The organism is Leifsonia virtsii (assembly GCF_030433675.1).
GTDB lineage: Bacteria > Actinomycetota > Actinomycetes > Actinomycetales > Microbacteriaceae > Leifsonia > Leifsonia virtsii.
The window spans coordinates 111,415-132,342 of record NZ_JAROCB010000002.1 but is presented as its reverse complement, the minus strand read 5'-3'; the positions used below and the strand labels follow the sequence as shown (position 1 = coordinate 132,342).

Genomic DNA, 20,928 nt, shown 5'->3' with positions numbered 1-20,928 from the left:
CGCCGTCGGGCTGAGTGTAACTCTAGCGGGCGTCGACGGCACCCTTCCGAAGCGTTCAGGCTGTCTCCGGGCCGACCACCACCGTCGGGGCCGCCAGGTCGAGCAGGAGGCCGTGCGAGACCGAGCCGAGCCAGGTGCGCTTCCAGCCGGTCAGCCGGCGGCTGCCGACGACGAGCATGAAGGCGTGCTCGGACTGCACGCGGAGACCGGCGATCGGATGCTGGCGCAGCAGGACGGAGCGGACCTCGAGGTCGGGCCGCGCCTCCCGGATGATCCGGACGTGCTCGTCGAGCAGCTCCTGCCGCACGAGCTGCTGCGAGTCGACGAAGTCGTCGTCCGGCACGATGAGCGGCTCGTCGGCGAGAGGCTCCCGCCAGCAGTGGACGACGGTGAGCGGCTGCTGCAGGATCGCCGCCTCGGCCGCGGCGAAGTCGAGCGCCCGGCGGCCGATCTCCGACCCGTCGATGCCGACCACCACGCCCGTCCGCGCCTTCGCCACGGAGGGCGCCTCGACGGGCACGACGGCGACCGGTCCTGCTGCGGCGGTCGCCAGGCGGGCGCCGAGCGACCAGCCGTACCGCACGCGCGGACCGGCGCGGTGGGAGGTGCCGGCCACGACCAGAGTGTCGGGCTGGGTCTGCTCGGAGAGCACCTCCAGCGGGTCGCCGACCAGCAGTGCGCTCGCCTCCACGGCGCCGGGGTGGGTGGTGGAGAGCTCGTCCAGCCGTTCGGCGAGGCGCTGCTCCTCCTGAGTGGATGCGCGCTCGAGCGCCGCGCCGTCGCCCTCGAAGAGGGCGCGCTCGATCACGTCGAACACCTCGACGCGCTCACCGGTGTCGCGCGACCGGCGCAGCGCCCACTCCAGCGCGGCCTCGGCGGCGGGCGTACGGTTCCAACAGACGACGGTCCGTTCGAGCATGCTCTCCTCCTCCTATCTCTCGACCTGCAGCACCATCGAGCCGCTCGCACGGCCGTCCCGCAGATCGCCGATCGCGTCGGCGAGACCCTCGAACGGGATGCTGCGCACGCTCGGCCGGAGCCGCAGGTTCGCGGCGAGGGCGAGGAAGCGCATCCCGTCGGCCCGGGTGTTGGCGGTCACCGTGCGCAGGTCCCGCTCCCGGAACAGGGAATCGGTGTACGAAAGCGGCGGGATGTCGGACATCTCGATCCCGGCCAGCACGACCGTCCCGCCGCTCGCCGTCGCCCGGAGCGCGACCGGCACCAGCGTCCCGGCCGGGGCGAAGACGATCGCTGCGTCGAGCGGTTCCGGCGGCTGGTCGGCCTCGCCGCCGACGAAGGCCGCGCCCAGCTCGCGCGCCAGCGCCCGGTTCTGCTCGCCCCTGGTCATCGCGAAGACGCGGGCGCCGGAGGCCAGGGCGAGCTGGGCGGTGACGTGCGCGCTCGACCCGAAGCCGTAGATCCCGAGCGTGCCGCCGGGTGGGAGCTGCGCCCGCTCCAGCGCGCGGAAGCCGATGATCCCGGCGCAGAGGAGCGGCGCGGTCTCGGGCGCATCCACGTCGTCTCCGAGCGGGTAGACGTAGGCGGCGGGAGCCGTCAGGTACTCGGCGAAACCGCCGTCGGCGTCCCATCCCGTGTACTGCGACGACGGGCAGAGGTTCTCGGCGCCGCGACGGCAGAAGGCGCACTCGCCGCAGGTGCGGCGCAGCCACGCGACGCCGACCCGGTCCCCCGGCGCGACGCCGTGAACCCGGGCACCGGCCGCTGCGACCCGCCCGACGACCTGATGGCCGGGCACCACGGCCGCGCGGTGCACGGGGATCTCGTGGTCGATCACGTGCAGGTCGGTCCGGCAGATGCCGCAGACCTCGACCCGCACCAGCACCTCGTCGTCGCCCGGCGCAGGCAGCGGGAGGTCGACCAGCTCGACACCCCGCGCCTCACCCGTGGTGCGCCACGCGCGCATCGAAGCCATGGAGACCTCCCTCCCCTGCAGTCAAGCCACCGGGCTTGAGGTCGGCCGGGCCGAAGGTCCCGCGGGACCTAGGACCCTTCGCAGGGGCCCGACCCCTGGCGAGACTGCGAGCGGAGGTGCTCATGAACATCCGTGAGTTCGTCGTCGGAGTCGACGGATCGGTCCCCGCCCGGGCAGCGGTCCGCTGGGCCATCGCCCACGCGCGCGAGCACTCGGCCGCCGTGTCGCTGGTGCACGTCGCCGACGACGAGTGGGGCGCGGTCGGCACGCAGCTGATCGACGAGGTCGACTCCGGAGCCGGCGCGCTGCTGGACGAGGAGCTCGCCAACGCGCGCTCCCTCGCGCCGGGAAACGTCGCCATCACGGGCGAACTGCGCTCCGGGAGTCCGATGGTCACCCTGGCCTCGTACAGCCGTCCCGACTGCATGCTCGTCGTCGGCACCCACAAGACCGGCTTCCACTACGGGCGCGCGTTCGGCTCGCGCAGCCTGCAACTGGCGAACCTCGCCACGGGACCCGTGGCGATCATCCCGGAGACCGAGTCGCGGCTGCGGCGCGGCGTCGTGGTGGGCGTCGACGACACCCCTGCCGGCATGGCCGCGATCGATCTCGCCGCCGACCTGGCGTGCGACCACCACTGCGAGCTCGTCGCCGTGCGCTCCTCCAGCGTCCATCACCGCTTCGAGACCGACCGGGACGACGAGCTGCGCGACTGGCAGCTGCGCCGCGACGACGAGGCCCGGCAGCTGCTCGTCACCGCCGTGGCGAGGGCCCGCACCCGGCAGCCGGGCATCACCATCCGCAGCAGGGTCGTGCGGCGCACACCGGGCACAGCGCTCAACGAGGTCGCCCGCGCGGCCGAGCTGCTGGTCATCGGGGACTCGCGGCGCGAGGTGCCGCAGCAGGGCGGCCTCGGCTCGGTCGCCTACGACGTGCTGCTGAACGTCTCGTCGCCCACCATCGTCGTCCACGCACCCGTGCCCGCTCCGCAGCCTGCGGAGCCTGTCGCGGTGCGAAAGCAGGAAGGAGAGGCCCATGCCGTCGGATGAACCGGTGCAGGAACTGAGCCGCGACGAGTGCCGCGAGCTGCTGAAGCGGGGCGTGCTCGGTCGCCTGGCCACCGCGGCGGGCGGGGAGCCGGACATCTATCCGGTCAACTACTTCTCCGACGGCGAGATCATCCTGATCCGCACCGCCCCGGGAACCAAGCTGCTGGAGCTGACCGTGCACAGCGCGGTCGCCTTCGAGACCGACGGGTACACCGACGACGAGGCGTGGAGTGTCGTCGTGCACGGCCGCGCCCGGCAGCTGGACCGGCAGTCGGAGATCGACGAGGCCGAGAAGGCGCCCTTGCAGCCGTGGATCCCCACGCTGAAGTACCGCTACATCCACATCGACATCGACGCCCTGAGCGGCCGGCGGTTCCTCCGCCGTCCCGAGCCGGAGCGCTGGTGAGAACGGAAGGCAACCCGCATGACTGACAACGCACCCGCAGGAGAGCAGACCGGCATGGAGGACCGCATCCACCCGGGCGGCCGGATCGTCGTCGGGGTCGACGGCTCGGCCTCGTCGCTCTCCGCGCTGCGACGGGGCGCACGCATCGCCGAGCGCCTCGGCTGCTCCTTGGTCGGGGTGACGGTGTGGGAGTTCCCGCAGTCGTGGCCGGGCTATGTCATGGACGGCTGGTCGCCGGAGGCCGACGCGCACGCGATCGCCGAGCAGGCGTCGCGCGAGGTGTTCGGGCCGGCGGCGCCCTCCTGGTACTCGGTCGTGATCCGCAACGGGTCGGCCGCGCGGCAGCTGATCGCGGAGTCGGAGGACGCCGAGATGCTGATCGTGGGGAGCCGCGGGCTCGGCGGGTTCACCGGGCTGCTGCTGGGGTCGGTGTCCCGGTCGTGCGTCGAGCACGCGGACTGCCCGGTGCTCGTGATCCACGGCTCGGAGGCGGCCGACCGGGGCTGACGGCCGGGCGCCTCGCCGGGTCATCCCCTCAGTGCAGGACCGGCATCCGGAGCTCGGCGCCGATGGTCCGACCCCAGGACCGCGCCCGCTCGAGCTCGCCGTCGACGAGCACGCTCCGCTTGTCGACCACGAAGCTCGCCTTCGGCAGGAACCGCCGGGAACCGAGCTTCCGCAGCCGCTTCTCGATGTGGGAGGCGGCGGATCCGCTGAACAGCTCGGCCGTGTCTGCACGGGTGTCGAAGGCGGCGAAGACCGGCGGGACCTGTCCGCAGGTCTCCAGCCACTCCCGCATCCCGATGCCCTCGGCGTCCGGTTCCAGCGTCAGGTGGCGCGCGGCGTCGTCCGCCCACTTGCCCGCCTCGGTCCGGGTGGACGGCCGGCTGAGGCCGTGCACATGCGTCGGCGCTCCCGCGATCAGGATGTCGGCCTCGCCGATCGACTCGGGCGCGTCCTTCACAGGGAGCACGGTGACGGTCGCGGTCGGCCGCAGCCCCTCCGCGATCGCCTCGGCGACCTTGCGCGTGTTGCCGAACATGGACTCGTAGATGATGGTCACCCTGGCGACCGGAGGTGTCTCGTTCATGCGACGACTCTCGCCGAGCGTCCGCCGACTCCACAGGGCCGAAAGTCACTGGGGCGCCTGCGGGACTTTCGGCTCTACGCTGTGCGCGCGGACCGGCGAGGCTGTGGCTATGACCGACACCATCATGGTCGCCGTGGACGGCGAGCCCGACCACCGCGCCGCCCTGGACTGGGCGGCGGAGCGGGCCGCGCGAGACGGCGCCCGGCTCGAACTGGGCCACGTGATCGAGCGTTCCTGGGGCGACAGCGGGCCACGCCCGACCCGGCTGCTGGAGCTCGCCTCGAAGACCCTGCTGGAGGCGGAGCAGAGGATCGCGGTGCACCACGCGCGCACCGTGCTGGACCGCCGCTCGCAGGCGTCCGACGCGGGGAGCGTGCAGACGGTCGCCCCCGACATCGAGGTGACGACCCGGACGCTGTTCGGCCACGTCGGCCATGAGCTGGTCGCTGCGTCGGCGAAGGCCGACCTGCTGGTGCTCGGGACGCCGTCCGACGCCGAGCGGCGGCACACGTTCGCCAGCTCCATCGCGGCGCGGGTCGCCGCCGTGGCCGGTTGCACCGTCGTCGCCGTCCCGCACGGCTGGGAGGACGGAGGCGAGGGGGTCGTCGTCGGCGTCGACGGCGAGCCGGGGGCCGAGCCGGCCGTGGAGTTCGCGGCGGACGAGGCGGCCGCCCTGGGCGAGCCGCTGACGATCGTGTGCGCCGGCTACATCGCCAACCCGCTGCTGGCGGGGCTGGTGCCCGAGGTCTCGCTCGGCGACCGCCGCGAGCGCATCGCGGAGGACACCGCGGAGCGCGTGCGGGCGGAGCACCCCGGGCTGACGGTCTTCGCCGAGACCATCGAGACCTCGCCCGCGCGCGGGATGGTGGCGGAGGCGGAGGGGTCGCGGCTGCTGGTCATCGGCACGCACGACCGCCGGGGCGTGCAGCGCGTGATGCTGGGGTCGGTCGGCCACGACGTGCTGCTGAACGCGCTGACCCCGGTCGCGGTGGTGCGGTCGCCGGGGCGCGACCGCACGGCCGGCCGGTGATCGAGGCGCGCCCCGCGGCTGCGGCCGCGGAGGTCAGCCGTGTCCGCGACGCGGCCTCCCGGGAGGGCACGGAGGTGCTCGCCTCGCTCGGCTCGTCGGCGGCGGGGCTCTCGGTGGAGGAGGCGGCGAAACGGCTGGCGCAGCTCGGCCCGAACGCGGTGCGCGGGCACCGGGCCCGCCCAGGGCTCGTGCTGCTGCGGCAGGTGCGCAGCCCCATCCTGATCCTCCTGTTCGCCACGGCGGTCGTGTCGTCGTTCGTCGGCGAGGGCGTCGAGGCGACGATCATCGCGGTGATCCTGCTGGTGAGCGTCGGGCTCGGCTTCGTCAACGAGTTCCGGGCGGAGCGCGCCGCCGACGCGCTGCACGACCGGCTGCGCCACACGGCGGTCGTCGTGCGCGGCGGCGAGCGGCGGCAGGTGGATGTGACCGAGCTGGTGCCGGGCGACGTCGTCGCGCTCTCGGTCGGCACGGTGGTGCCCGCCGACCTGCGGCTGATCCAGGTCTCCGGTCTGGCGTGCGACGAGAGCATCGTGACCGGCGAGGCCGCGGCCGTGACGAAGTCCACCGCCGCGGTGCCCGCAGCCGGGATCGGCGACCTGACCTGCTGCGCGCTGATGGGGACCGTGGTGCACGCCGGCGGCGGCCTCGGGGTGGTCGTGGCGACTGCGGGCGACACGGAGTTCGGGCGCATCGCCGTCGGGCTCGCCGAGACCGAGCCGCAGACGGAGTTCCAGCGCGGGCTCGGCCGGTTCTCGGTGTTCCTGCTGGTCGTCGCGCTCATCCTGACGTCGGTCATCTTCGCCGCCGCGATCCTGCTCGGCCGTCCGCTGATCGAGTCGCTGCTGTTCTCCCTCGCCATCGCCGTCGGCATCACACCGCAGCTGCTGCCCGCGGTGGTGAGCACGAGCCTGGCCGCCGGGTCGCGCGCCCTCGCCCGACGCCGCGTGCTGGTGAAGCGGATGGTGTGCATCGAGGACCTCGGCGACCTCGACCTCCTTGTCACGGACAAGACGGGGACCCTGACGACGGGCCGGATCGCGTTCGACCGCGCCGTGCCGGTGGGGTCCGAGTCGGCGGACGACGTGCTCCTGCTCGGCCTGCTCGCCACCGACACCGACCCGGCCGCACCGGGGCAGGTCGGCCTGAATCCGCTGGACGAGGCGCTCTGGCAGGCGCCGGGGGCGGCCGCCGCTCCGCTCGCCGCCTACCACCGGCTCGACGTCGAGCCGTTCGACCACGAGCGCCGCCGGTGCACCGCCCTCTCCCAGGCCGCGGGATCGGATCCGATCGTGGTCGTGAAGGGGGCGCCGGAGTCCGTCCTGCCGCTGTGCGACGGCACGACCGCCGACGCCTCCGCCGCGCTGTCCCGCCTGTACGAGGAGGGCGCGCGCGTGGTGGCCGTGGCCTCCCGCCCGGCACCCCGCATCGCCTCCCTCGACTCGGAAGCGGAGAGGGGGCTGGTGCTCCGCGGCTTCCTCGCCTTCTCTGACGCCGTCAAGCCGGGTGCGCGCGAGTCGCTCGACCGACTGGCCGACCTGGGCGTGGAGGTGAAGATCGCGACCGGTGACGGCGCGGTCGTCGCCGAACGGCTGTGGGCGCAGCTCGGCCGGCCGAACGGCGGCACGCTGGACGGCGACGCCGTCGACGCGCTCGGCGACCCCGAGCTGGCGGAGGCCGCACGCGCCGCGTCGATCTTCGCCCGTGTCTCGCCGGAGCAGAAGTCCCGCATCGTCCGGGTGCTGCGTAGGAAGGGCCGCGCGGTCGGCTTCCTCGGCGACGGCGTCAACGACGCGCTCGCCCTGCACGGCGCCGACATCGGGATCTCGGTCGACTCCGCCGTCGACGTCGCGAAGGACGCCGCCGACGTGCTGCTGCTGGAGAAGGACCTCGGGGTGCTCGCCGACGGCGTCACCGAGGGGCGGCGCATCTTCGCCAACACGATCAAGTACGTGCTGATGGGCACCTCCAGCAACTTCGGCAACATGTTCAGCGCCTCGGTCGCCTCCATCGTGCTGCCGTTCCTGCCGATGCTGCCCGGGCAGATCCTGCTGAACAACCTGCTGTACGACTCCAGCCAGCTGGCGATCCCGACCGACCACGTCGACCCGGAGCAGCTGCGAGCGCCCGCGCATTGGGACATCGGCGCCATCCGCCGCTTCATGCTGCTGTTCGGCCCGATCAGTTCGCTGTTCGACTTCGCGACCTTCGGGCTGATGCTCTTCGCGCTGCAGGCGGCCCCGCCCGAGTTCCGGTCGGGCTGGTTCATCGAGTCGATCGCCACCCAGACGCTGATCGTGTTCGCCGTCCGGACGCGCCGGGTGCCGTTCCTGCGCAGCCGCGCGTCCCTGCCGCTCACGGTCGCGGTGCTCGCCGTCGTCGCGATCGGCACCTGGCTGCCGTACTCGCCGCTGTCCGGCGTACTCGGCTTCACGCCGCTCCCCGCGCCGTTCCTGCTGGCGCTCGTCGGCATGGTGCTGGCCTACCTGCTGCTCGTCGAGGCGGCGAAGGTCTGGTACCACGCCCGCCTGGTGCGGCCGCCGTCGACGCCGGTGCGGCGGCGCGCCTACGGGCACCGGGTCGCGCGCCGCGCCTCCCGGTTCACGGCGCGGTCGCCGCGATCCGGCCGGGGCCTGCCTGCTCCGCAGTCCCGGTGACGGCGACCGTCTCGCCGAACTCGGGCACCCGGGCGCTCCAGCCGAGCGATCGGCGGATGCGCAGCCGCAGCTGATCGGCCGCCTCCGGCTCGCCGTGGGTCAGGTAGACCGAGCCCGGTGCGACGGGCGCGGTCCCCATCCAGTCGACCAGCTGGGCCGCGTCGGCGTGCGCCGAGAGCATCTCGAGCGTGTGCACCTGCGCCCGGATCGGGACGTCCTTGCCGTGGATGCGCAGCACCCGCTCCCCGCGCTGCAGCGCCGCTCCCCGCGTGCCGCCGGCCTGGAAGCCGGTCAGCACGATGGCGTTGCGCGGGTCGCCGCCGTACGCGTCGATGTGGTGCAGGATGCGGCCTCCCTCGAGCATCCCGCTCGCGGAGATGATGACGGCCGGCCCGCCGCGCAGGTTCAGCAGCTTCGACTCGTCCACCGACCGGACCAGGGTCGCCAGCCGGTACATCGCTGCGAACTCGTCCGGTGCGATGCGGTGCTCCTCCGGGTGCCGCGCGTAGATCTCGGAGGCGTTGACGGCCATCGGGCTGTTGAGGAAGATCGGGACGTCGGGGATGCGGTCCCGCGCCCGCAGCCTGCTCAGGTGCAGCAGCAGCGTCTCCGCTCGCCCGACGGCGAAGGCGGGCAGCAGCACGACGCCGCCGTGCCGGCAGACGTCGGTGACGATGTCGCCGAGGAGCTTCGCGGCGTCCACGTGCGGATGCCGGCGGTCGCCGTAGGTGGACTCGGAGACCAGCACGTCGGTCTCCTCCAGAGCGACGGGCGGCCGCATGAGCGGGTCGTCGACCCGGCCGAGGTCGCCGGTGAAGTGGATGCGGCCGTCGCCCGTGCGCACCAGCACCTGGGCGGCGCCGAGGATGTGGCCGGCCGGCACGAACCGCACCGTCACGTCCCCCAGGCTCAGGTCGTGGCCGAAGGGGTGCGGGTCGAACCTTTCGAGCGCGGCCAGCGCGTCCTGCTCGGTGTAGAGCGGGAGCGGCGGCGAGTGCCGGGAGGTGTGGTGGCGGTCGCGGAACTCCGCCTGCTCCTCCAGCAGGCGGCCGCTGTCGGGGAGCACCAGCCCGCTCAGCTCCGCAGTCGCGGTCGTCGCGTGGATGCGCCCGCGGAACCCGTCGCGGACGAGCGCCGGCAGGTACCCGGTGTGGTCGAGGTGCGCGTGGCTGACGACGACGGCATCGAGGGAGGCGGGGTCGACCGGGAACGGCCGCCAGTTGCGCTCGCGGAGCTGCTTGTAGCCCTGGAACAGGCCGCAGTCGACGAGGACGCGGGTGCTGTCGGTCTCGACCAGGTAGCGCGACCCCGTGACCGTGTCTGTGGCGCCGAGGAACCGGAGGGTCGTGCTCACGAGGCGGCCACCGCGCGGCGGCGGAAGAGGCCGAGCCCCAGCAGCACCAGGCCGAGCTCGGCGAGGCCGGCGAGGAAGTAGATGGCCTGGAGCGGGCTGAACGGGATGAACATCATCTGCACGAAGATCCAGATCAGCAGCCCGAACCCGGCGACCGCGGCGGCGAACGGTCCGGCCTGCGATCCGCGGCCGGTGAGCACCGCCGCCAGGATGTGCGTGCCGCCGACGACGACGGCCAGCACCAGCCCCGGCACGATGTACGAGGTGAACGGGCTCCCGCCGAGGTAGGAGCGGTCCGGCGTGACGCCGCCGCCGTTCGTGGAGGTGAGCGCGGCGACGAGCAGGGCGAGTCCGCCCGCGACGGCGGTCAGGCCGACGGCTCCGGTCAGGACGGTGAGCGTGATGCGTATCCAGCGTTTCATGGCGTTCTCCGAACTCTGTTCTCCGGACTCTCGTGCCCAGGATGCCGAGCCGGGGACACCCGCCCGCAGGGCCGAAAGGCCCGCGGGGCGGCAGGCTCCCGCGGCGGGACCTTCGACCCGACCGCGGGCCGCGCGCCGCCCGGAGACTGGCGTCATACCGAAAGGAGCCGCCCATGCGCGCAGCCGTCGTGAGCCAGTACCGTCAGCCGCTCACCCTCGAGAACCGACCCATCCCCTCGCCGGGTCCCGGCCAGGTCCTGGTGCGCCTGGAGGCGTGCGGACTGTGCCACACCGACATCCACGCGATCAACGGCGACTGGCCCGTCCAGCCCGGCCTCCCCTTCGTTCCGGGGCACGAGGGCGTCGGCATCGTCGAGCGTCTCGGCGACGGCGTCACCACCCGCAAGGTCGGCCAGCGCGTCGCCCTCCCCTGGCTCGGCTACGCCTGCGGCGAGTGCCGCTACTGCATCGACGGCCGCGAGAACCTGTGCGAGCGTCAGCACAACACCGGCTACTCCGTCGACGGCGGCTACGCCGAGTACACGCTCGCGGACGCGCGCTTCGCGTCGCCGGTGCCCGACGGGGTCAGCCCGCTGGACGCCGCCCCGCTCACCTGCGCCGGCGTCACCACGTACGCCGCGGTCAAGAACGCTCACGTCGTCCCGGGCGAACGCGTCGCCGTGTTCGGGATCGGCGGGCTCGGCCACCTGGCCGTGCAGTACGCGCGCCTGGTCGGCGCGCAGGTCGTCGCCGTCGACATCACGGAGGAGAAGCTGGAGCTGGCGGTCGAGCTCGGCGCCGACCACGCCGTCAACGCCGCGGAGGTCGACCCGGTGGAGGCCATCCACCACCTCGGCGGGGCGGACGTCGCGATCGTGCTCGCGGTGGCGCCAACGGTGTTCGACCAGGCGTTCCGCTCGCTGAACCGCGGCGGACGGCTCGTGCTCGTCTCGCTGCCCGCGGAGGGCACGCTGACCATCCCCGTCTTCGACACGGTGCTGAAGGGGATCTCGGTCATCGGCTCCATCGTCGGCACCCGGCAGGACCTCGCCGAGGTGTTCGCGCTGCACGCCGCAGGACGCACGAGGGTCGTCGCCGAGCCGCGCGACCTCTCCGACGTCAACGCCGCCGTCGGCGAGGTCCTCGCGGGGGAGGTGCCCGCCCGACTGGTGTTCACCTACGACGCCGGGCTCCCGGTCGAGTCGGAGTCGGAGACCGCGGCCGGGTCGTCCGCCGGATGACGAACCCGACGCCGCCGACGGGCCGCTCGCGCGCGGCCAGGCTGCTCGCCCGGTACTGGCTGGTGGCGCTGACGATCGTCGTCGGGGTCGTGTCGGCCGTGCTCGCGCTCTCCGGAGCGACGACGGTCGCCACGTGGCTCGCGGGAGGCTTCGCCCTGCTGGTGGCGGCCGGCTACACGGTCCGCATGATCCGGACGCTGCGCGGCGGCGGCCTGGGGGTCGACCTGCTCGCGATCGTGGCGATCGTCGCGACCGTCGTGGTGGGCGAGCTGGCGGCGGCCATCATCGTCGTGCTCATGCTGGCCGGCGGAGAGGCCCTCGAGGACTACGCCAACCGGCGGGCACGACGGGAGCTGGACGCGCTGCTCCGGCGCGACCCGCGCACCGCCCACCGCTACGTGTTCGACGGCTCGACCGCGGTCGAGGATGTGTCCGTGGACGAGGTGCGGGTGGGCGACATCCTGCTCGTCCGGCCGGCCGAGGTCGTCCCGGTGGATGCGGTCCTCCTGGCCGAGCACGCCGCGTTCGACGTGTCCTCGATCACCGGGGAGAGCCTCCCGGCCGAGAAGCAGGAAGGCGACGAGGTGCTGAGCGGCAGCGTGAACGGCACCGCCGCCGTGCGGATCCGCGCGACGCAGGTCGCCGCCGACAGCCAGTACCAGCAGATCGTCGCCCTCGTCGCGCAGGCGTCGAAGACGAAGGCACGCGTCGTGCGGATCGCGGACCGCTTCGCGGTGCCATTCACCGTCTTCTCGCTGCTCCTGGGCGGCCTCGCCTGGTTCGTCAGCGGCGACCCTGTGCGATTCGCCGAGGTGCTGGTGCTCGCCTCGCCGTGCCCGCTGATCATCGCCGCTCCCGTCGCCTTCATCGGCGGGATGAGCCGGTCGGCCCGGTCGGGCATCATCGTCCGCAACGGCGGCGTCTTCGAGCGGCTGGCCCGCGCCAAGACGGTGGTCTTCGACAAGACCGGCACGCTGACCGGCGGCCGCCCGGTGCTGATGGAGGTGCGGGCCGCGAGCGGCTTCGACCCCGACGAGCTGCTCGCGCTCGCCGCCAGTGCGGAACAGTACTCCTCGCACGTGCTCGCCGCGTCGGTCATGCGCGCCGCGGCCGAGCACTCGCTCCCGCTACGCCCGGCGGTGTCTGCCGAAGAGCGCGCGACCGACGGCGTGCTCGCCCGCATCGGCGAGCGGACCGTGGCCGTCGGCAAGCTCTCCTTCGTCCGCTCCCTCGCCCCGGACGCGCACCGCGAGCCCATCGCGCCCGGCGAGCTCGCCGTCTACGTCGCCGTCGACGGCGCCTACGCGGGCGCGCTGATCGAGCGGGACCCGCCTCGGGAGAACGCCCGCGACATGCTGCAGGGTCTCGCCGCCCTGGGCATCCCGCACATCGAGCTGCTGACCGGAGACGCGAAGGAGACAGCGGCCGGTGTCGCCGCAGAGCTCGGCATCGACGACTACCTGGCCGAGTGCCTGCCCGCGGACAAGGTGGCCCGGGTCGCCTCGATCGCCGAGCGCCCGGTGGCGATGGTGGGCGACGGGGTCAACGATGCGCCGGTGCTGGCGAGCGCCGACGTCGGCATCGCCATGGGCGCGAAGGGCGCGACCGCGGCGAGCGAGTCGGCCGACGTCGTCATCCTGGTGGACGACATCGGCAAGGTGGTGGAGGCCGTCGCGATCTCGCGCCGCACGGTGACCATCGCGCTGCAGAGCATCTGGCTCGGCATCGCCGCCTCGGTGGTGCTGATGTGCATCGCCGCGTTCGGCGTCATCCCGGCCGTCGTCGGCGCGCTGCTGCAGGAGGTGGTGGACCTGGCGACCATCCTCGCCGCGCTCCGCGCCGCGCGCCCGACGCCAGGCGACCCAGGTCAGACGATCCCGCCCACCATCGCATCGCGCCGGAGTTGGGCATGAGTGGCGTGGAACTTGCCGTCCGGCGTCCACCACGCCTCGTGCCCGGCCGCGTCCGGCTCGTTTTCCACGACAGCGGGCCAGTGCTCACGGATGTTCTTGATGTAGTAGCGCAGCTCGCCGCCGACCGTGCGCTTCTCGACCTTGTCGGAGGCTTCCAGCTGCTCCTGGGTAGGATCGTCCATGCCGGAAGCCTAGGCCAGCGCCGCCCGCCCGACGCGGAGTGACCAAAGTCCCTACTCCCGTCGGGGCGCATCGGCGATCGTGGATGTGCGAGAGACCTGACCGAGCGCAGCAGCAAGCGCCGCGCGCCCGGCCGGTCAGGTGCCGTCTTCACAGCGACGGCGGCCCGCGCCGATCGGGGGCGACGGCGCGGGCCTTTCTCTGTCCCGCGACGCGAACCGAGGCTATGCAGTCCGTGCGGATACGAATGCGCTCGCGGCGCCGACGAGCAGCACGACCGCGCCGATGGCGGCGAGGGCGAGGCCCATCCAGAGCCCCACGTAGTCGGGCACCGCGGCGCGCTGTGTGATCTGCGCGTACACGTGGACAGGAAGCGTCGGCATCGTGCCGGGACTCACGGCCGAATGCTCGGCCGCGGCCTTGGCGGCGAGACCCCACGTGACACCGAGCACGGTGACGAAGGCGCCGGCTGCGATCAGCCAGCCGCTGAAGCGGAACCGGCGGGGACGGGGCGCGGTCGTCATGGCGCCAGTCTGCCGTGCGGACTGGATCCGTTGTCTGTGTAACTTCACAGAAACACGTTCGCGGTCCGGCGGAAACAGCGGGGCCCTAACGTCACGAGAGTCGACGGCGCCACCTTCCAGCAGCCGGCCCAGCGGGCCGGCCGGTCGCCGTCATCACCTCCGACGCATCCTCCTCCCTGGCCGGTGGGGCCGCAGGCACTCACCCCCCCAAAGGAAGGTCGTCACCCGAATGCACCATCGCACCAGGCGTCTTTCGCGCCTCCTGCCCCTCGCCCTGGCGGCGGTGATCGGAGCCGGCGTCGCCGTCGGCACCGCCGCCCCCGCCAGCGCCGCTCCCACCAGCGGCACCGTCACGGTCACCGCCCCGGCGACGGTCGCCGACGGCGCGACGTTCGACGCCACTGTCACCCTCGCAGCGGCGACGGACGTCTACGCCTACGAAGCCACGTTCAGCTTCGATCCGGCCATCGTCTCGTACGTCGCCGGCTCGGCCACCGCGCCGGCGGGAGGGTTCGACACCGTGACCGCGTCCGGCGGCACCGTCGACGTCATCCACACCCGCCTCGGCAGCTCGCCCGCACTCGCCGGCACGGTCGCCTTCACGCTGCAGTTCACCGCCGAGGCGCCCGGCGCGACCGCCATCGCGGTGAGCTCGCTGCGCCTGATCGACGCCGCGAACGTCTCCGCCACCACCACGAACGTGGCCGCGAGCCCGTCGATCACCGTCACCGGTGCGTCCTCCGGAACTCCCGGGGGGAGCACACCGACGACCGGGACCGCCGGCGACCCCGGATCGGTGACGTCCTCCGGATCCGACTCGGCCCGCGGCTCCCTCGCCAGCACCGGACAGAACGTCGACCTCGCCCCGTGGGTCGGCGGCGCCGTCCTCCTGGTCCTCCTCGGCGCCGCGGCCGTGGTGCTGACCGCCGTCCGCCGCCGACGCGCAGGAGGGGCCCGATGACATCCCGGAACCGCACAACCAAGCAGAGGAGCACGGCGATGAGGAAGAGCCGGATCATGTTCGCGTCCACCGCCCTGGCCGGCCTGGTCGCCACCGGGGCCGTCGCCGTGCCCGCCGCGACGGCCGCCCCCGCCGACACCACCGGTGCGGCCTTCCTGGCGCCGTACTACACGGCGCTCGACCTGACCGGCGACGAGCAGGTCACGCGCGCCGACCTGAGCGCGCTCGCGGGCCACCTCGGCGAGACCACGACGTCGCCCGGCTGGGCCGGCGTGGCGAAGGCGGACGTGGACGGCGACGGCACGATCACCGCCGTCGACCTGGCCGGGCTGTCGCAGCGGATGATCTACGACGACGGCCCGTTCCAGCTCGTCGAGGCGTCCGTGATCGACATGCAGGCGGCGATGAACGCCGGCGTCACGACCTCGGTGAAGCTCACTCAGAGCTACCTCGACCGCATCGCCGCCTACGATCGCACCGTCGTGGAGCCGGGCGGCCGAGCGCTGAACTCGATCATCACGACGAACTCCACGGCCCTCGCCGCGGCGGCTGCGGCCGACGCCACCCGGGCCGAGAAGGGGATGACGAGCATGCTGCTCGGCGTCCCGATCGCCGTGAAGGACAACTACGACACGGCCGACATGCCCACCACGGGCGGCTGCGGCTGCTGGGACGACAACCAGACCACGACCGACGCCACCATGGTCGCGGGGCTCCGCAAGGCGGGCGCGGTGCTGCTCGCGAAGGCCAGCCTCGACGAGTTCGCGTACGGCTTCGTCTCCGAGTTCTCCTCCGGGCAGCCGGCCGGGCAGTCCCTGCTCGTCGCCAGCCCGTACAACACGACGAAGACGGCCGGCGGCTCCAGCGGCGGGACGGGCGCGGCCATCGCGGCCAACCTCGCCGGGATCGGGTTCGGCACCGACACCGGCGGCTCGATCCGTGTGCCCTCGACGTACAACGCGCTCGTCGGCATCCGGCCCACCGTCGGTCTGACCAGTCGCGACGGGATCATCCCGCTCGCCCTCAGCCAGGACACCGGCGGCCCGATCGCCCGCAGCGTCACCGACGCGGCCGTCGCCCTCGACGCCGTGACCGGTGTGGATGCGGCCGACCCGATCACGTCCGAGCAGACCGGCAAGGTGCCCGCCTCCTACACCGCCTCGCTCGACCCGGAGGCGCTGAAGGGTGCGCGCATCGGCTTCGTCACCTCCATGATCGGTTCGAACGCGACCGTGACCCGGCTGTGGGCGGACGCGCAGGCGACCCTCGCCGCGCAGGGCGCGACGGTCGTTCCGCTGACCGCCACCACCGGCTTCAACGCGGTGCTCAGCGAGCCGAGCGGCAGCACGAACGAGTTCAAGCACGACCTGAACACGTACATCGCGAACCACCTCGCCCCGCAGGTGCAGGCGCGGTCCATCGCCGACATCCTGGCGAGCGGCCGCAACGTCGTCTCGCGCAACTCGATCTACACCTCGCGCGACAACGTTTCCGAAACGACGTACCAGAACTGGGCAGGCCCGACCGGGACGCACACCCAGGCGATCGCCACCGGCAACGCCCTGGTGACGCAGCTGATGGAGGACAACGACCTGGATGCGATCGTCTACCCGAGCGGCACGCCGTACAGCACCCAGTCGACGAACATGCGCCTGAGCCCGAACACCGGCATGCCGGCGGTGACCGTCCCGATGGGCAAGGCCATCGCGGCCGACAACACCGTGACCGGCGCGAACGTCAACCTCGAGTTCCTCGGGCGCGACTACAGCGAGGGTCAGCTCATCGGACTGGCGTACTCCTTCGAGCAGGCCACGCACGCGCGCACCGCGCCCGCGTTCTACGGTCCGCTGGGGTGAGCGCCTGACACCCTCCCGGTAACGGGGACAGCGCCCGGTCGAGCATCGCGCTCGGCCGGGCGCTGTCGTCCGGATGGGACGTCCGGTTCCCCTTGCCGCTGCGGCGGCGGGGCTCCTATGCTCCGAGCAGTTCCACACGCCTCCCCGACCGCCCTCCACTCCGAGGGCGGGACATCGCATTCGCCCGCTCGGGCATCACCAGAAGAATCAAGCGAGGAACTCTCATGGCCACACCGACCATCGTCCTGATCCACGGAGCATTCGCCGACGCGGGGAGTTTCACCCCGGTCACCCGGCAGCTGCTCGACAAGGGGCACACCGTGCGCGTGCCCGGTCTCCCCAACCGCGGCCTGCTGTCCGATTCGGAGTACATCCGGTCCGTCGTCGAGCACATCGACGGGCCGGTCCTCCTCGTCGGCCACTCCTACGGCGGCGCGGTCACCACGATCGCCGGGGCCGCCGACAACGTCGTCGGTCTCGTCTACCTGGCCGGGTACGCCCTCGACGAGGGCGAGAACCTGAACCAGCTGCAGGGCAGGTTCCCCGACTCGCCCCTGGCGAAGGCGCTCGTCTTCACCCCGTTCCCGGTCTCGGGCTCCGACCCGGGCACGGACGTCTCTGTGGACGTCGACGCGTTCCCCGACATCTTCGCCCGGGGAATCGACCCTGCTGTCGCCCAGGTCTTCGCCGTGTCCCAGCGCCCCCTGGCGGCGATCGCCTTCGAGGAGGCCGCTCCGGTCGCCGCCTGGAAGACCAAACCCGCGTGGGGGATCGTGCCGGGAGCGGACCGCACGATCAACCCCGACGTCGAGCGCTTCGGGTACCAGAGGGGCGACTTCCGAGGCGTCACCGAGATCGAGGGGGCGCCCCACCTAGTGATGTGGTCGCACCCCGACCGCGTGGTCGGCGTCATCGCGGACGCGATCGACGCGGTCGGTTGACCGATGGCCATGAACGACTTCGAATACCCCGACGAGGCCGGCTACCCGGACGGCGTCGGCACGCTCACCGAGGACCAGGTCGTGCTGATCGACGAGGTGCGTGCGGAGGAGCACTCCCCCACGATCACGTTCTTCGTCACCGACAACAAGGCGGAGTCGACGTACGAGGCGATCTCCGGAGACACGGTGGTCGGCGGCCTCAGCTACACCGTTCCCTCCGAGAAGCGGCTCGTGCTCGTCGCCGCCGCCGTGTTCCCCGAGTACCGCGGGCAGGGCGTCGCCACGGAGCTGATCCGCCGCGTGCTCGACGACGTGCGGTCGCGCGGGCTGACGGTCACCGTGCTGTGCCCGATCGTCCGGGCCTTCCTCGACCGCAACCCGGACTACGCGGACCTGGTCGACCCGGAGCTGCCGGGGCTGCGCTCGTCCGGCGAGGGCGGGTGACGAGCGGTCAGCCCCGCTCGGCGCCGTGCCACGGCCGCAGGTGCGGCGCCTCGCCCGGAGGGGGGCCGTACCGCACCGGGCCGGCGACGAACGCCGCGCTCGCGGCGAGCGCCAGCACCGTGCCCGCGGCGCACACTGCGGCGAGCACGGAGGCGGTCCGCGCGCCAAGCGCCCGACGCGCGGCGGCGAGCAGCGCCACCCCGACGATCGCACCCGCGGTGTTCAGGATGACGTCGGTGACGTCCGAGCTGCCCACCGCCAGCACGTACTGGGTGGTCTCGAACCCGACGCTGACGACGGCGGCGAGCGCGCCGATCCGCCACCATCCCCACCTCGGCGCGAGCAGCCCGAGGTAGACGCCGAAGGGCACGAACAGGGCGACGTTGGCGATCATCTCGAACGGGCCGCTCTCGCCGTAGCCGTCGCCCGCGACGAAGGGCACGAGCTTGATCGCGCGGGTGTCGCCGCCGTGCAGCGACGGCACGCCCAGCTTCCACAGCACCGCCCAGACGAGGAGCGCGAGGTAGACGGCGAAGAGCCCGCCGATCAGGACGCGGTGGTCGCGGCGGCGGGCGTGGGAGGCGGGGATGGCGGTGCTCACCTGCCCGAGCCTAGGAATCCGGAACGCGCCGGCGGATCGGCCGCGAGTCGCGACCCCGTACACCGGGAGGCGGATCGTGCCTACACCGCCATGCCCCTGCGCAGCGGGGCCGGGTCGAGCCGCACCCATACGACGCTGACCAGCCGGTCGGCCAGGTCGACGGCGATCGCCGCCGTCGGACGGCCGCCGCGGCTCACCACGAGGCCAGGCCGGTCGTTCACCGGTCGCTCGGCCACCTCCTGGCCGTCGCGGGCCGACAGGGCGTGCACGAGGAGCAGCGAGGCGTCGTCCGGGCCGTGCACGACCCGCACCTTGGCCCGGTCGGGCTCTCCCGCATCCACGACGACGGCGACGTCGGGCGCGAGGAGCTCCCGCAACCGGCGGAGGTCGCGGGAGGACGCGGCGGAGCGCAGTGCGCCGACCGTCCTCCGCCGACGGCCCCGGTGTGCGGGCGTGCGCAGCGCGATCAGCGACATGGTGCTCCCTCCGTCGCCGGGATGACCCGGACACAGATGAGACCAGGCAGCCCGCCCGGATGTGACATCCCTCTGCTGTTGTCACAGATCGCGGGGCTCTCCGGTCAGAGCTGATGTGCGCGTGGATCGTCCGCGCGCGGAACGGAGGATCGCATGAAGATCGTCGTCATCGGCGGGACCGGCCTGATCGGCCGGAGGGCCGTCGAGCTGCTGCAGCAGGCCGGCCACGAGGTGCTCGCCGCCTCGCCGTCGACCGGGGTCGACGCCGTCACCGGCCACGGCCTGGCCGGCGCGCTGCGCGGGGCCGACGTGGTCGTCGACGTTCCGAACGCGCCGTCGTTCGCGGACGACGCGGTGCGGGAGTTCTTCGAGCGCTCAGCCACCAACCTCGTCGCCGCAGAGAAGGAGGCCGGCGTGCGGCACCACGTCGTCCTGTCGATCGTCGGAGCCGACCGGATGCCCGACATCGGGTACATGCGGGCCAAGGTGCTCCAGGAGGGCATCGTCCGGGAGTCCGGTGTGCCGTTCACGATCGTGCGGGCCACGCAGTTCTTCGAGTTCATCGGCGCCCTGGCCGACGGTGCGACGCGGGACGGCACGGCCGTGCTCTCCGACGTGCTCATGCAGCCGATCGCGGCCGCCGACGTCTCCGCTGCGCTGGCGGAGGTCGCGGTCGCCGAGCCGCTGAACGACGTCGTCGAGGTGGCCGGTCCGGAGCAGCTGCGGCTCGACGACCTCGCCCGACGCCTGTTCGCCGCCCGCGGGGACAGCCGGGGGGTGCGCACCGACCCGTCGGCCGGCTACTACGGCGGGACGGTCGACGACCGCTCCCTCACCCCCGGCAACGACCCGCGGGTCACGCGCCAGCAGTACGGGAGCACGACGTACTCCCGCTGGCTGGAGCAGGACCGGTAGCATTCGGCCGATGCCGGGACGCGCTCCAGAGCACGAGGACCTCGACACCGCCGCGACCGAGTTCGCGGCGGTGCGTCCCCGCCTGTTCGGGATCGCGTACCGGATGCTCGGCACGGTGGCCGACGCCGAGGACATCGTGCAGGACACCTGGGAGCGCTGGCAGCGCACCGACCGCTCCGTGGTGCGCGAGCCCGCCGCGTTCCTCGCGACCACGGCGACGCGGCTCGCCATCAACCACGCGACGTCGGCCCGCGCCCGCCGCGAGAGCTACGTCGGTCCGTGGCTGCCGGAGCCGGTCGACACGAGCGCCGACCCGGCACTGGGAGCGGAGCGCGGAGAGGCGCTCGAGTTCGCCGTGCTCGTGCTGCTGGAGAAGCTGACGCCGACGGAACGCGCCGCCTACGTGCTGCGGGAGGCGTTCGACTACCCCTACGCGCAGATCGCGGAGGTGGTGCAGGGGTCTGAGGCGTCCGCCCGGCAGCTGGTCAGCCGCGCCCGCAAGCACCTCGCCGAGGAGCGCGACGTGCACGAGGTCGGCCACACCGAGCAGCGCAGGATGCTCGACGCCTTCCTCGAGGCCGCGCAGTCCGGCGACATCGCCGAGCTGGAGAAGCTGTTCGCGGCCGACATCGTCAGCTACTCGGACGGCGGCGGCCTCGCCCGCGCGTCCCGCATCCCGGTGTTCACCCGGGAGACCGTGGCGAAGTACGTGCACGCCTTCCACACCCGGTTCTGGGACGGGACGGTGCACGTCGTCGAAGCGAACGGCGCTCCGGCCGCGGTGCTCGTCCGCGACGGCGCCGTCGTGGCGTTCATCGCGCTCGACGTGACCGAGGCCGGCATCCGCCGGCTGCAGTGGGTGCTCAACCCGGAGAAGCTGGAGCGCCTGCCCGTCCCCGCCTGAATCCCGCCGACCTGTCACATTCCGAGGCGCTGTC

Annotated in this window: 22 protein-coding genes; 13 read left to right on the top strand and 9 right to left on the bottom strand. The window is 73.0% G+C overall.

The window, feature by feature from the left end; genetic code table 11:
- Window positions 1–55 precede the first annotated feature (55 nt).
- On the bottom strand, window positions 56–919 hold the full coding sequence (locus P5G59_RS06620; protein WP_301217176.1) for a universal stress protein: 864 nt from the start codon (window positions 917–919) through the stop codon (window positions 56–58).
- A gap of 12 nt (window positions 920–931) precedes the next feature.
- A complete protein-coding gene (locus P5G59_RS06615) occupies window positions 932–1,933 on the bottom strand; it encodes a zinc-dependent alcohol dehydrogenase family protein (RefSeq protein WP_301217175.1) in 1,002 nt (333 codons plus the stop codon).
- A 122-nt stretch (window positions 1,934–2,055) separates the two neighbouring features.
- Between P5G59_RS06615 and P5G59_RS06610 the strand changes: the two genes are divergently transcribed.
- The 3 genes from P5G59_RS06610 to P5G59_RS06600 are packed head-to-tail and all read left to right on the top strand — an operon-like array spanning window position 2,056 to window position 3,895.
- Entirely contained in the window at window positions 2,056–2,982 is a 927-nt protein-coding gene (locus P5G59_RS06610; protein WP_301217174.1) for a universal stress protein, read from the top strand.
- Window positions 2,969–3,388 (top strand): pyridoxamine 5'-phosphate oxidase family protein, encoded by a 420-nt coding sequence (locus tag P5G59_RS06605; protein WP_301217172.1) that lies wholly within the window; start codon window positions 2,969–2,971, stop codon window positions 3,386–3,388. Before P5G59_RS06610 ends, P5G59_RS06605 begins: the two co-directional genes overlap by 14 nt.
- An 18-nt stretch (window positions 3,389–3,406) precedes the next feature.
- Window positions 3,407–3,895, top strand: coding sequence for a universal stress protein (locus tag P5G59_RS06600; protein ID WP_301217170.1), 489 nt, complete (start codon window positions 3,407–3,409; stop codon window positions 3,893–3,895).
- Between the two features lie 28 nt (window positions 3,896–3,923).
- Here the strand turns inward: P5G59_RS06600 and P5G59_RS06595 are convergent, their stop codons facing one another.
- Window positions 3,924–4,478: a flavodoxin family protein gene (locus tag P5G59_RS06595; RefSeq protein ID WP_301217168.1), complete on the bottom strand. Its 555-nt coding sequence runs from the start codon at window positions 4,476–4,478 to the stop codon at window positions 3,924–3,926.
- 109 nt (window positions 4,479–4,587) lie between these two features.
- Between P5G59_RS06595 and P5G59_RS06590 the strand changes: the two genes are divergently transcribed.
- Together P5G59_RS06590 and mgtA are read left to right on the top strand one after the other, a co-directional pair.
- Entirely contained in the window at window positions 4,588–5,508 is a 921-nt protein-coding gene (locus P5G59_RS06590; RefSeq protein ID WP_301217166.1) for a universal stress protein, read from the top strand.
- On the top strand, window positions 5,505–8,162 hold the full coding sequence (gene mgtA / locus P5G59_RS06585; RefSeq protein ID WP_301217164.1) for a magnesium-translocating P-type ATPase: 2,658 nt from the start codon (window positions 5,505–5,507) through the stop codon (window positions 8,160–8,162). Before P5G59_RS06590 ends, mgtA begins: the two co-directional genes overlap by 4 nt.
- Here the strand turns inward: mgtA and P5G59_RS06580 are convergent.
- Window positions 8,107–9,516 carry an MBL fold metallo-hydrolase RNA specificity domain-containing protein gene (locus P5G59_RS06580; protein ID WP_301217162.1) on the bottom strand — a complete coding sequence of 470 codons (1,410 nt, stop codon included), beginning with the start codon at window positions 9,514–9,516 and terminating at the stop codon, window positions 8,107–8,109. The two genes, mgtA and P5G59_RS06580, sit on opposite strands and share 56 nt — an antisense overlap.
- Window positions 9,513–9,938 carry a hypothetical protein gene (locus tag P5G59_RS06575; protein ID WP_301217160.1) on the bottom strand — a complete coding sequence of 142 codons (426 nt, stop codon included), beginning with the start codon at window positions 9,936–9,938 and terminating at the stop codon, window positions 9,513–9,515. Before P5G59_RS06575 ends, P5G59_RS06580 begins: the two co-directional genes overlap by 4 nt.
- Window positions 9,939–10,111: 173 nt before the next feature.
- Here P5G59_RS06575 and P5G59_RS06570 point away from each other — a divergent pair, with 173 nt between their 5' ends.
- Both P5G59_RS06570 and P5G59_RS06565 read left to right on the top strand, forming a co-directional pair.
- Window positions 10,112–11,179 (top strand): zinc-dependent alcohol dehydrogenase, encoded by a 1,068-nt coding sequence (locus tag P5G59_RS06570; protein WP_301217158.1) that lies wholly within the window; start codon window positions 10,112–10,114, stop codon window positions 11,177–11,179.
- Window positions 11,176–13,092 carry a heavy metal translocating P-type ATPase gene (locus P5G59_RS06565; RefSeq protein WP_301217156.1) on the top strand — a complete coding sequence of 639 codons (1,917 nt, stop codon included), beginning with the start codon at window positions 11,176–11,178 and terminating at the stop codon, window positions 13,090–13,092. The genes P5G59_RS06570 and P5G59_RS06565 overlap by 4 nt, the downstream gene beginning before the upstream one ends.
- Here the strand turns inward: P5G59_RS06565 and P5G59_RS06560 are convergent.
- Window positions 13,047–13,274: a hypothetical protein gene (locus P5G59_RS06560; protein ID WP_301217154.1), complete on the bottom strand. Its 228-nt coding sequence runs from the start codon at window positions 13,272–13,274 to the stop codon at window positions 13,047–13,049. The two genes, P5G59_RS06565 and P5G59_RS06560, sit on opposite strands and share 46 nt — an antisense overlap.
- Before the next feature lie 222 nt (window positions 13,275–13,496).
- Window positions 13,497–13,796: a hypothetical protein gene (locus P5G59_RS06555; protein ID WP_301217152.1), complete on the bottom strand. Its 300-nt coding sequence runs from the start codon at window positions 13,794–13,796 to the stop codon at window positions 13,497–13,499.
- A gap of 229 nt (window positions 13,797–14,025) precedes the next feature.
- Between P5G59_RS06555 and P5G59_RS06550 the strand changes: the two genes are divergently transcribed.
- From P5G59_RS06550 to P5G59_RS06535, 4 genes are all read left to right on the top strand, one after another.
- On the top strand, window positions 14,026–14,757 hold the full coding sequence (locus P5G59_RS06550; protein WP_301217150.1) for a cohesin domain-containing protein: 732 nt from the start codon (window positions 14,026–14,028) through the stop codon (window positions 14,755–14,757).
- 38 nt (window positions 14,758–14,795) lie between these two features.
- Window positions 14,796–16,613, top strand: a complete 1,818-nt coding sequence (locus P5G59_RS06545; protein WP_301217148.1) for an amidase family protein — start codon at window positions 14,796–14,798, stop codon at window positions 16,611–16,613.
- Window positions 16,614–16,837: 224 nt separating this feature from the next.
- Window positions 16,838–17,554, top strand: coding sequence for an alpha/beta fold hydrolase (locus P5G59_RS06540; protein ID WP_301217147.1), 717 nt, complete (start codon window positions 16,838–16,840; stop codon window positions 17,552–17,554).
- A gap of 9 nt (window positions 17,555–17,563) precedes the next feature.
- The gene (locus tag P5G59_RS06535) at window positions 17,564–17,998 is read left to right on the top strand and encodes a GNAT family N-acetyltransferase (protein WP_301217146.1); all 435 of its coding nucleotides are present in this window, start codon (window positions 17,564–17,566) and stop codon (window positions 17,996–17,998) included.
- A gap of 7 nt (window positions 17,999–18,005) precedes the next feature.
- Here the strand turns inward: P5G59_RS06535 and P5G59_RS06530 are convergent, their stop codons facing one another.
- Together P5G59_RS06530 and P5G59_RS06525 are read right to left on the bottom strand one after the other, a co-directional pair.
- Window positions 18,006–18,599 carry a VanZ family protein gene (locus P5G59_RS06530; RefSeq protein WP_301217144.1) on the bottom strand — a complete coding sequence of 198 codons (594 nt, stop codon included), beginning with the start codon at window positions 18,597–18,599 and terminating at the stop codon, window positions 18,006–18,008.
- Between the two features lie 80 nt (window positions 18,600–18,679).
- On the bottom strand, window positions 18,680–19,075 hold the full coding sequence (locus P5G59_RS06525) for a sigma-70 family RNA polymerase sigma factor family protein (protein ID WP_301217143.1): 396 nt from the start codon (window positions 19,073–19,075) through the stop codon (window positions 18,680–18,682).
- A gap of 153 nt (window positions 19,076–19,228) precedes the next feature.
- Here P5G59_RS06525 and P5G59_RS06520 point away from each other — a divergent pair, with 153 nt between their 5' ends.
- Both P5G59_RS06520 and P5G59_RS06515 read left to right on the top strand, forming a co-directional pair.
- Window positions 19,229–19,990 (top strand): SDR family oxidoreductase, encoded by a 762-nt coding sequence (locus P5G59_RS06520; protein ID WP_301217141.1) that lies wholly within the window; start codon window positions 19,229–19,231, stop codon window positions 19,988–19,990.
- Window positions 19,991–20,000: 10 nt separating this feature from the next.
- Window positions 20,001–20,894 (top strand): RNA polymerase sigma-70 factor, encoded by an 894-nt coding sequence (locus P5G59_RS06515; RefSeq protein WP_301217139.1) that lies wholly within the window; start codon window positions 20,001–20,003, stop codon window positions 20,892–20,894.
- Window positions 20,895–20,928: the final 34 nt, after the last annotated feature.

Bases quoted from the DNA above. Each gene is read 5' to 3' on its own strand.
- P5G59_RS06620 (WP_301217176.1), bottom strand. From the start codon at position 919: ATGCTCGAACGGACCGTCGTCTGTTGGAACCGTACGCCCGCCGCCGAG.
- P5G59_RS06565 (WP_301217156.1), top strand. From the start codon at position 11,176: ATGACGAACCCGACGCCGCCGACGGGCCGCTCGCGCGCGGCCAGGCTG.
- P5G59_RS06600 (WP_301217170.1), top strand. From the start codon at position 3,407: ATGACTGACAACGCACCCGCAGGAGAGCAGACCGGCATGGAGGACCGC.
- P5G59_RS06560 (WP_301217154.1), bottom strand. From the start codon at position 13,274: ATGGACGATCCTACCCAGGAGCAGCTGGAAGCCTCCGACAAGGTCGAG.
- P5G59_RS06595 (WP_301217168.1), bottom strand. From the start codon at position 4,478: ATGAACGAGACACCTCCGGTCGCCAGGGTGACCATCATCTACGAGTCC.
- P5G59_RS06605 (WP_301217172.1), top strand. From the start codon at position 2,969: ATGCCGTCGGATGAACCGGTGCAGGAACTGAGCCGCGACGAGTGCCGC.
- P5G59_RS06525 (WP_301217143.1), bottom strand. From the start codon at position 19,075: ATGTCGCTGATCGCGCTGCGCACGCCCGCACACCGGGGCCGTCGGCGG.
- P5G59_RS06575 (WP_301217160.1), bottom strand. From the start codon at position 9,938: ATGAAACGCTGGATACGCATCACGCTCACCGTCCTGACCGGAGCCGTC.
- P5G59_RS06555 (WP_301217152.1), bottom strand. From the start codon at position 13,796: ATGACGACCGCGCCCCGTCCCCGCCGGTTCCGCTTCAGCGGCTGGCTG.
- P5G59_RS06550 (WP_301217150.1), top strand. From the start codon at position 14,026: ATGCACCATCGCACCAGGCGTCTTTCGCGCCTCCTGCCCCTCGCCCTG.
- P5G59_RS06570 (WP_301217158.1), top strand. From the start codon at position 10,112: ATGCGCGCAGCCGTCGTGAGCCAGTACCGTCAGCCGCTCACCCTCGAG.
- P5G59_RS06545 (WP_301217148.1), top strand. From the start codon at position 14,796: ATGAGGAAGAGCCGGATCATGTTCGCGTCCACCGCCCTGGCCGGCCTG.
- P5G59_RS06515 (WP_301217139.1), top strand. From the start codon at position 20,001: ATGCCGGGACGCGCTCCAGAGCACGAGGACCTCGACACCGCCGCGACC.
- P5G59_RS06520 (WP_301217141.1), top strand. From the start codon at position 19,229: ATGAAGATCGTCGTCATCGGCGGGACCGGCCTGATCGGCCGGAGGGCC.
- P5G59_RS06540 (WP_301217147.1), top strand. From the start codon at position 16,838: ATGGCCACACCGACCATCGTCCTGATCCACGGAGCATTCGCCGACGCG.
- P5G59_RS06615 (WP_301217175.1), bottom strand. From the start codon at position 1,933: ATGGCTTCGATGCGCGCGTGGCGCACCACGGGTGAGGCGCGGGGTGTC.
- P5G59_RS06610 (WP_301217174.1), top strand. From the start codon at position 2,056: ATGAACATCCGTGAGTTCGTCGTCGGAGTCGACGGATCGGTCCCCGCC.
- P5G59_RS06535 (WP_301217146.1), top strand. From the start codon at position 17,564: ATGAACGACTTCGAATACCCCGACGAGGCCGGCTACCCGGACGGCGTC.
- P5G59_RS06590 (WP_301217166.1), top strand. From the start codon at position 4,588: ATGACCGACACCATCATGGTCGCCGTGGACGGCGAGCCCGACCACCGC.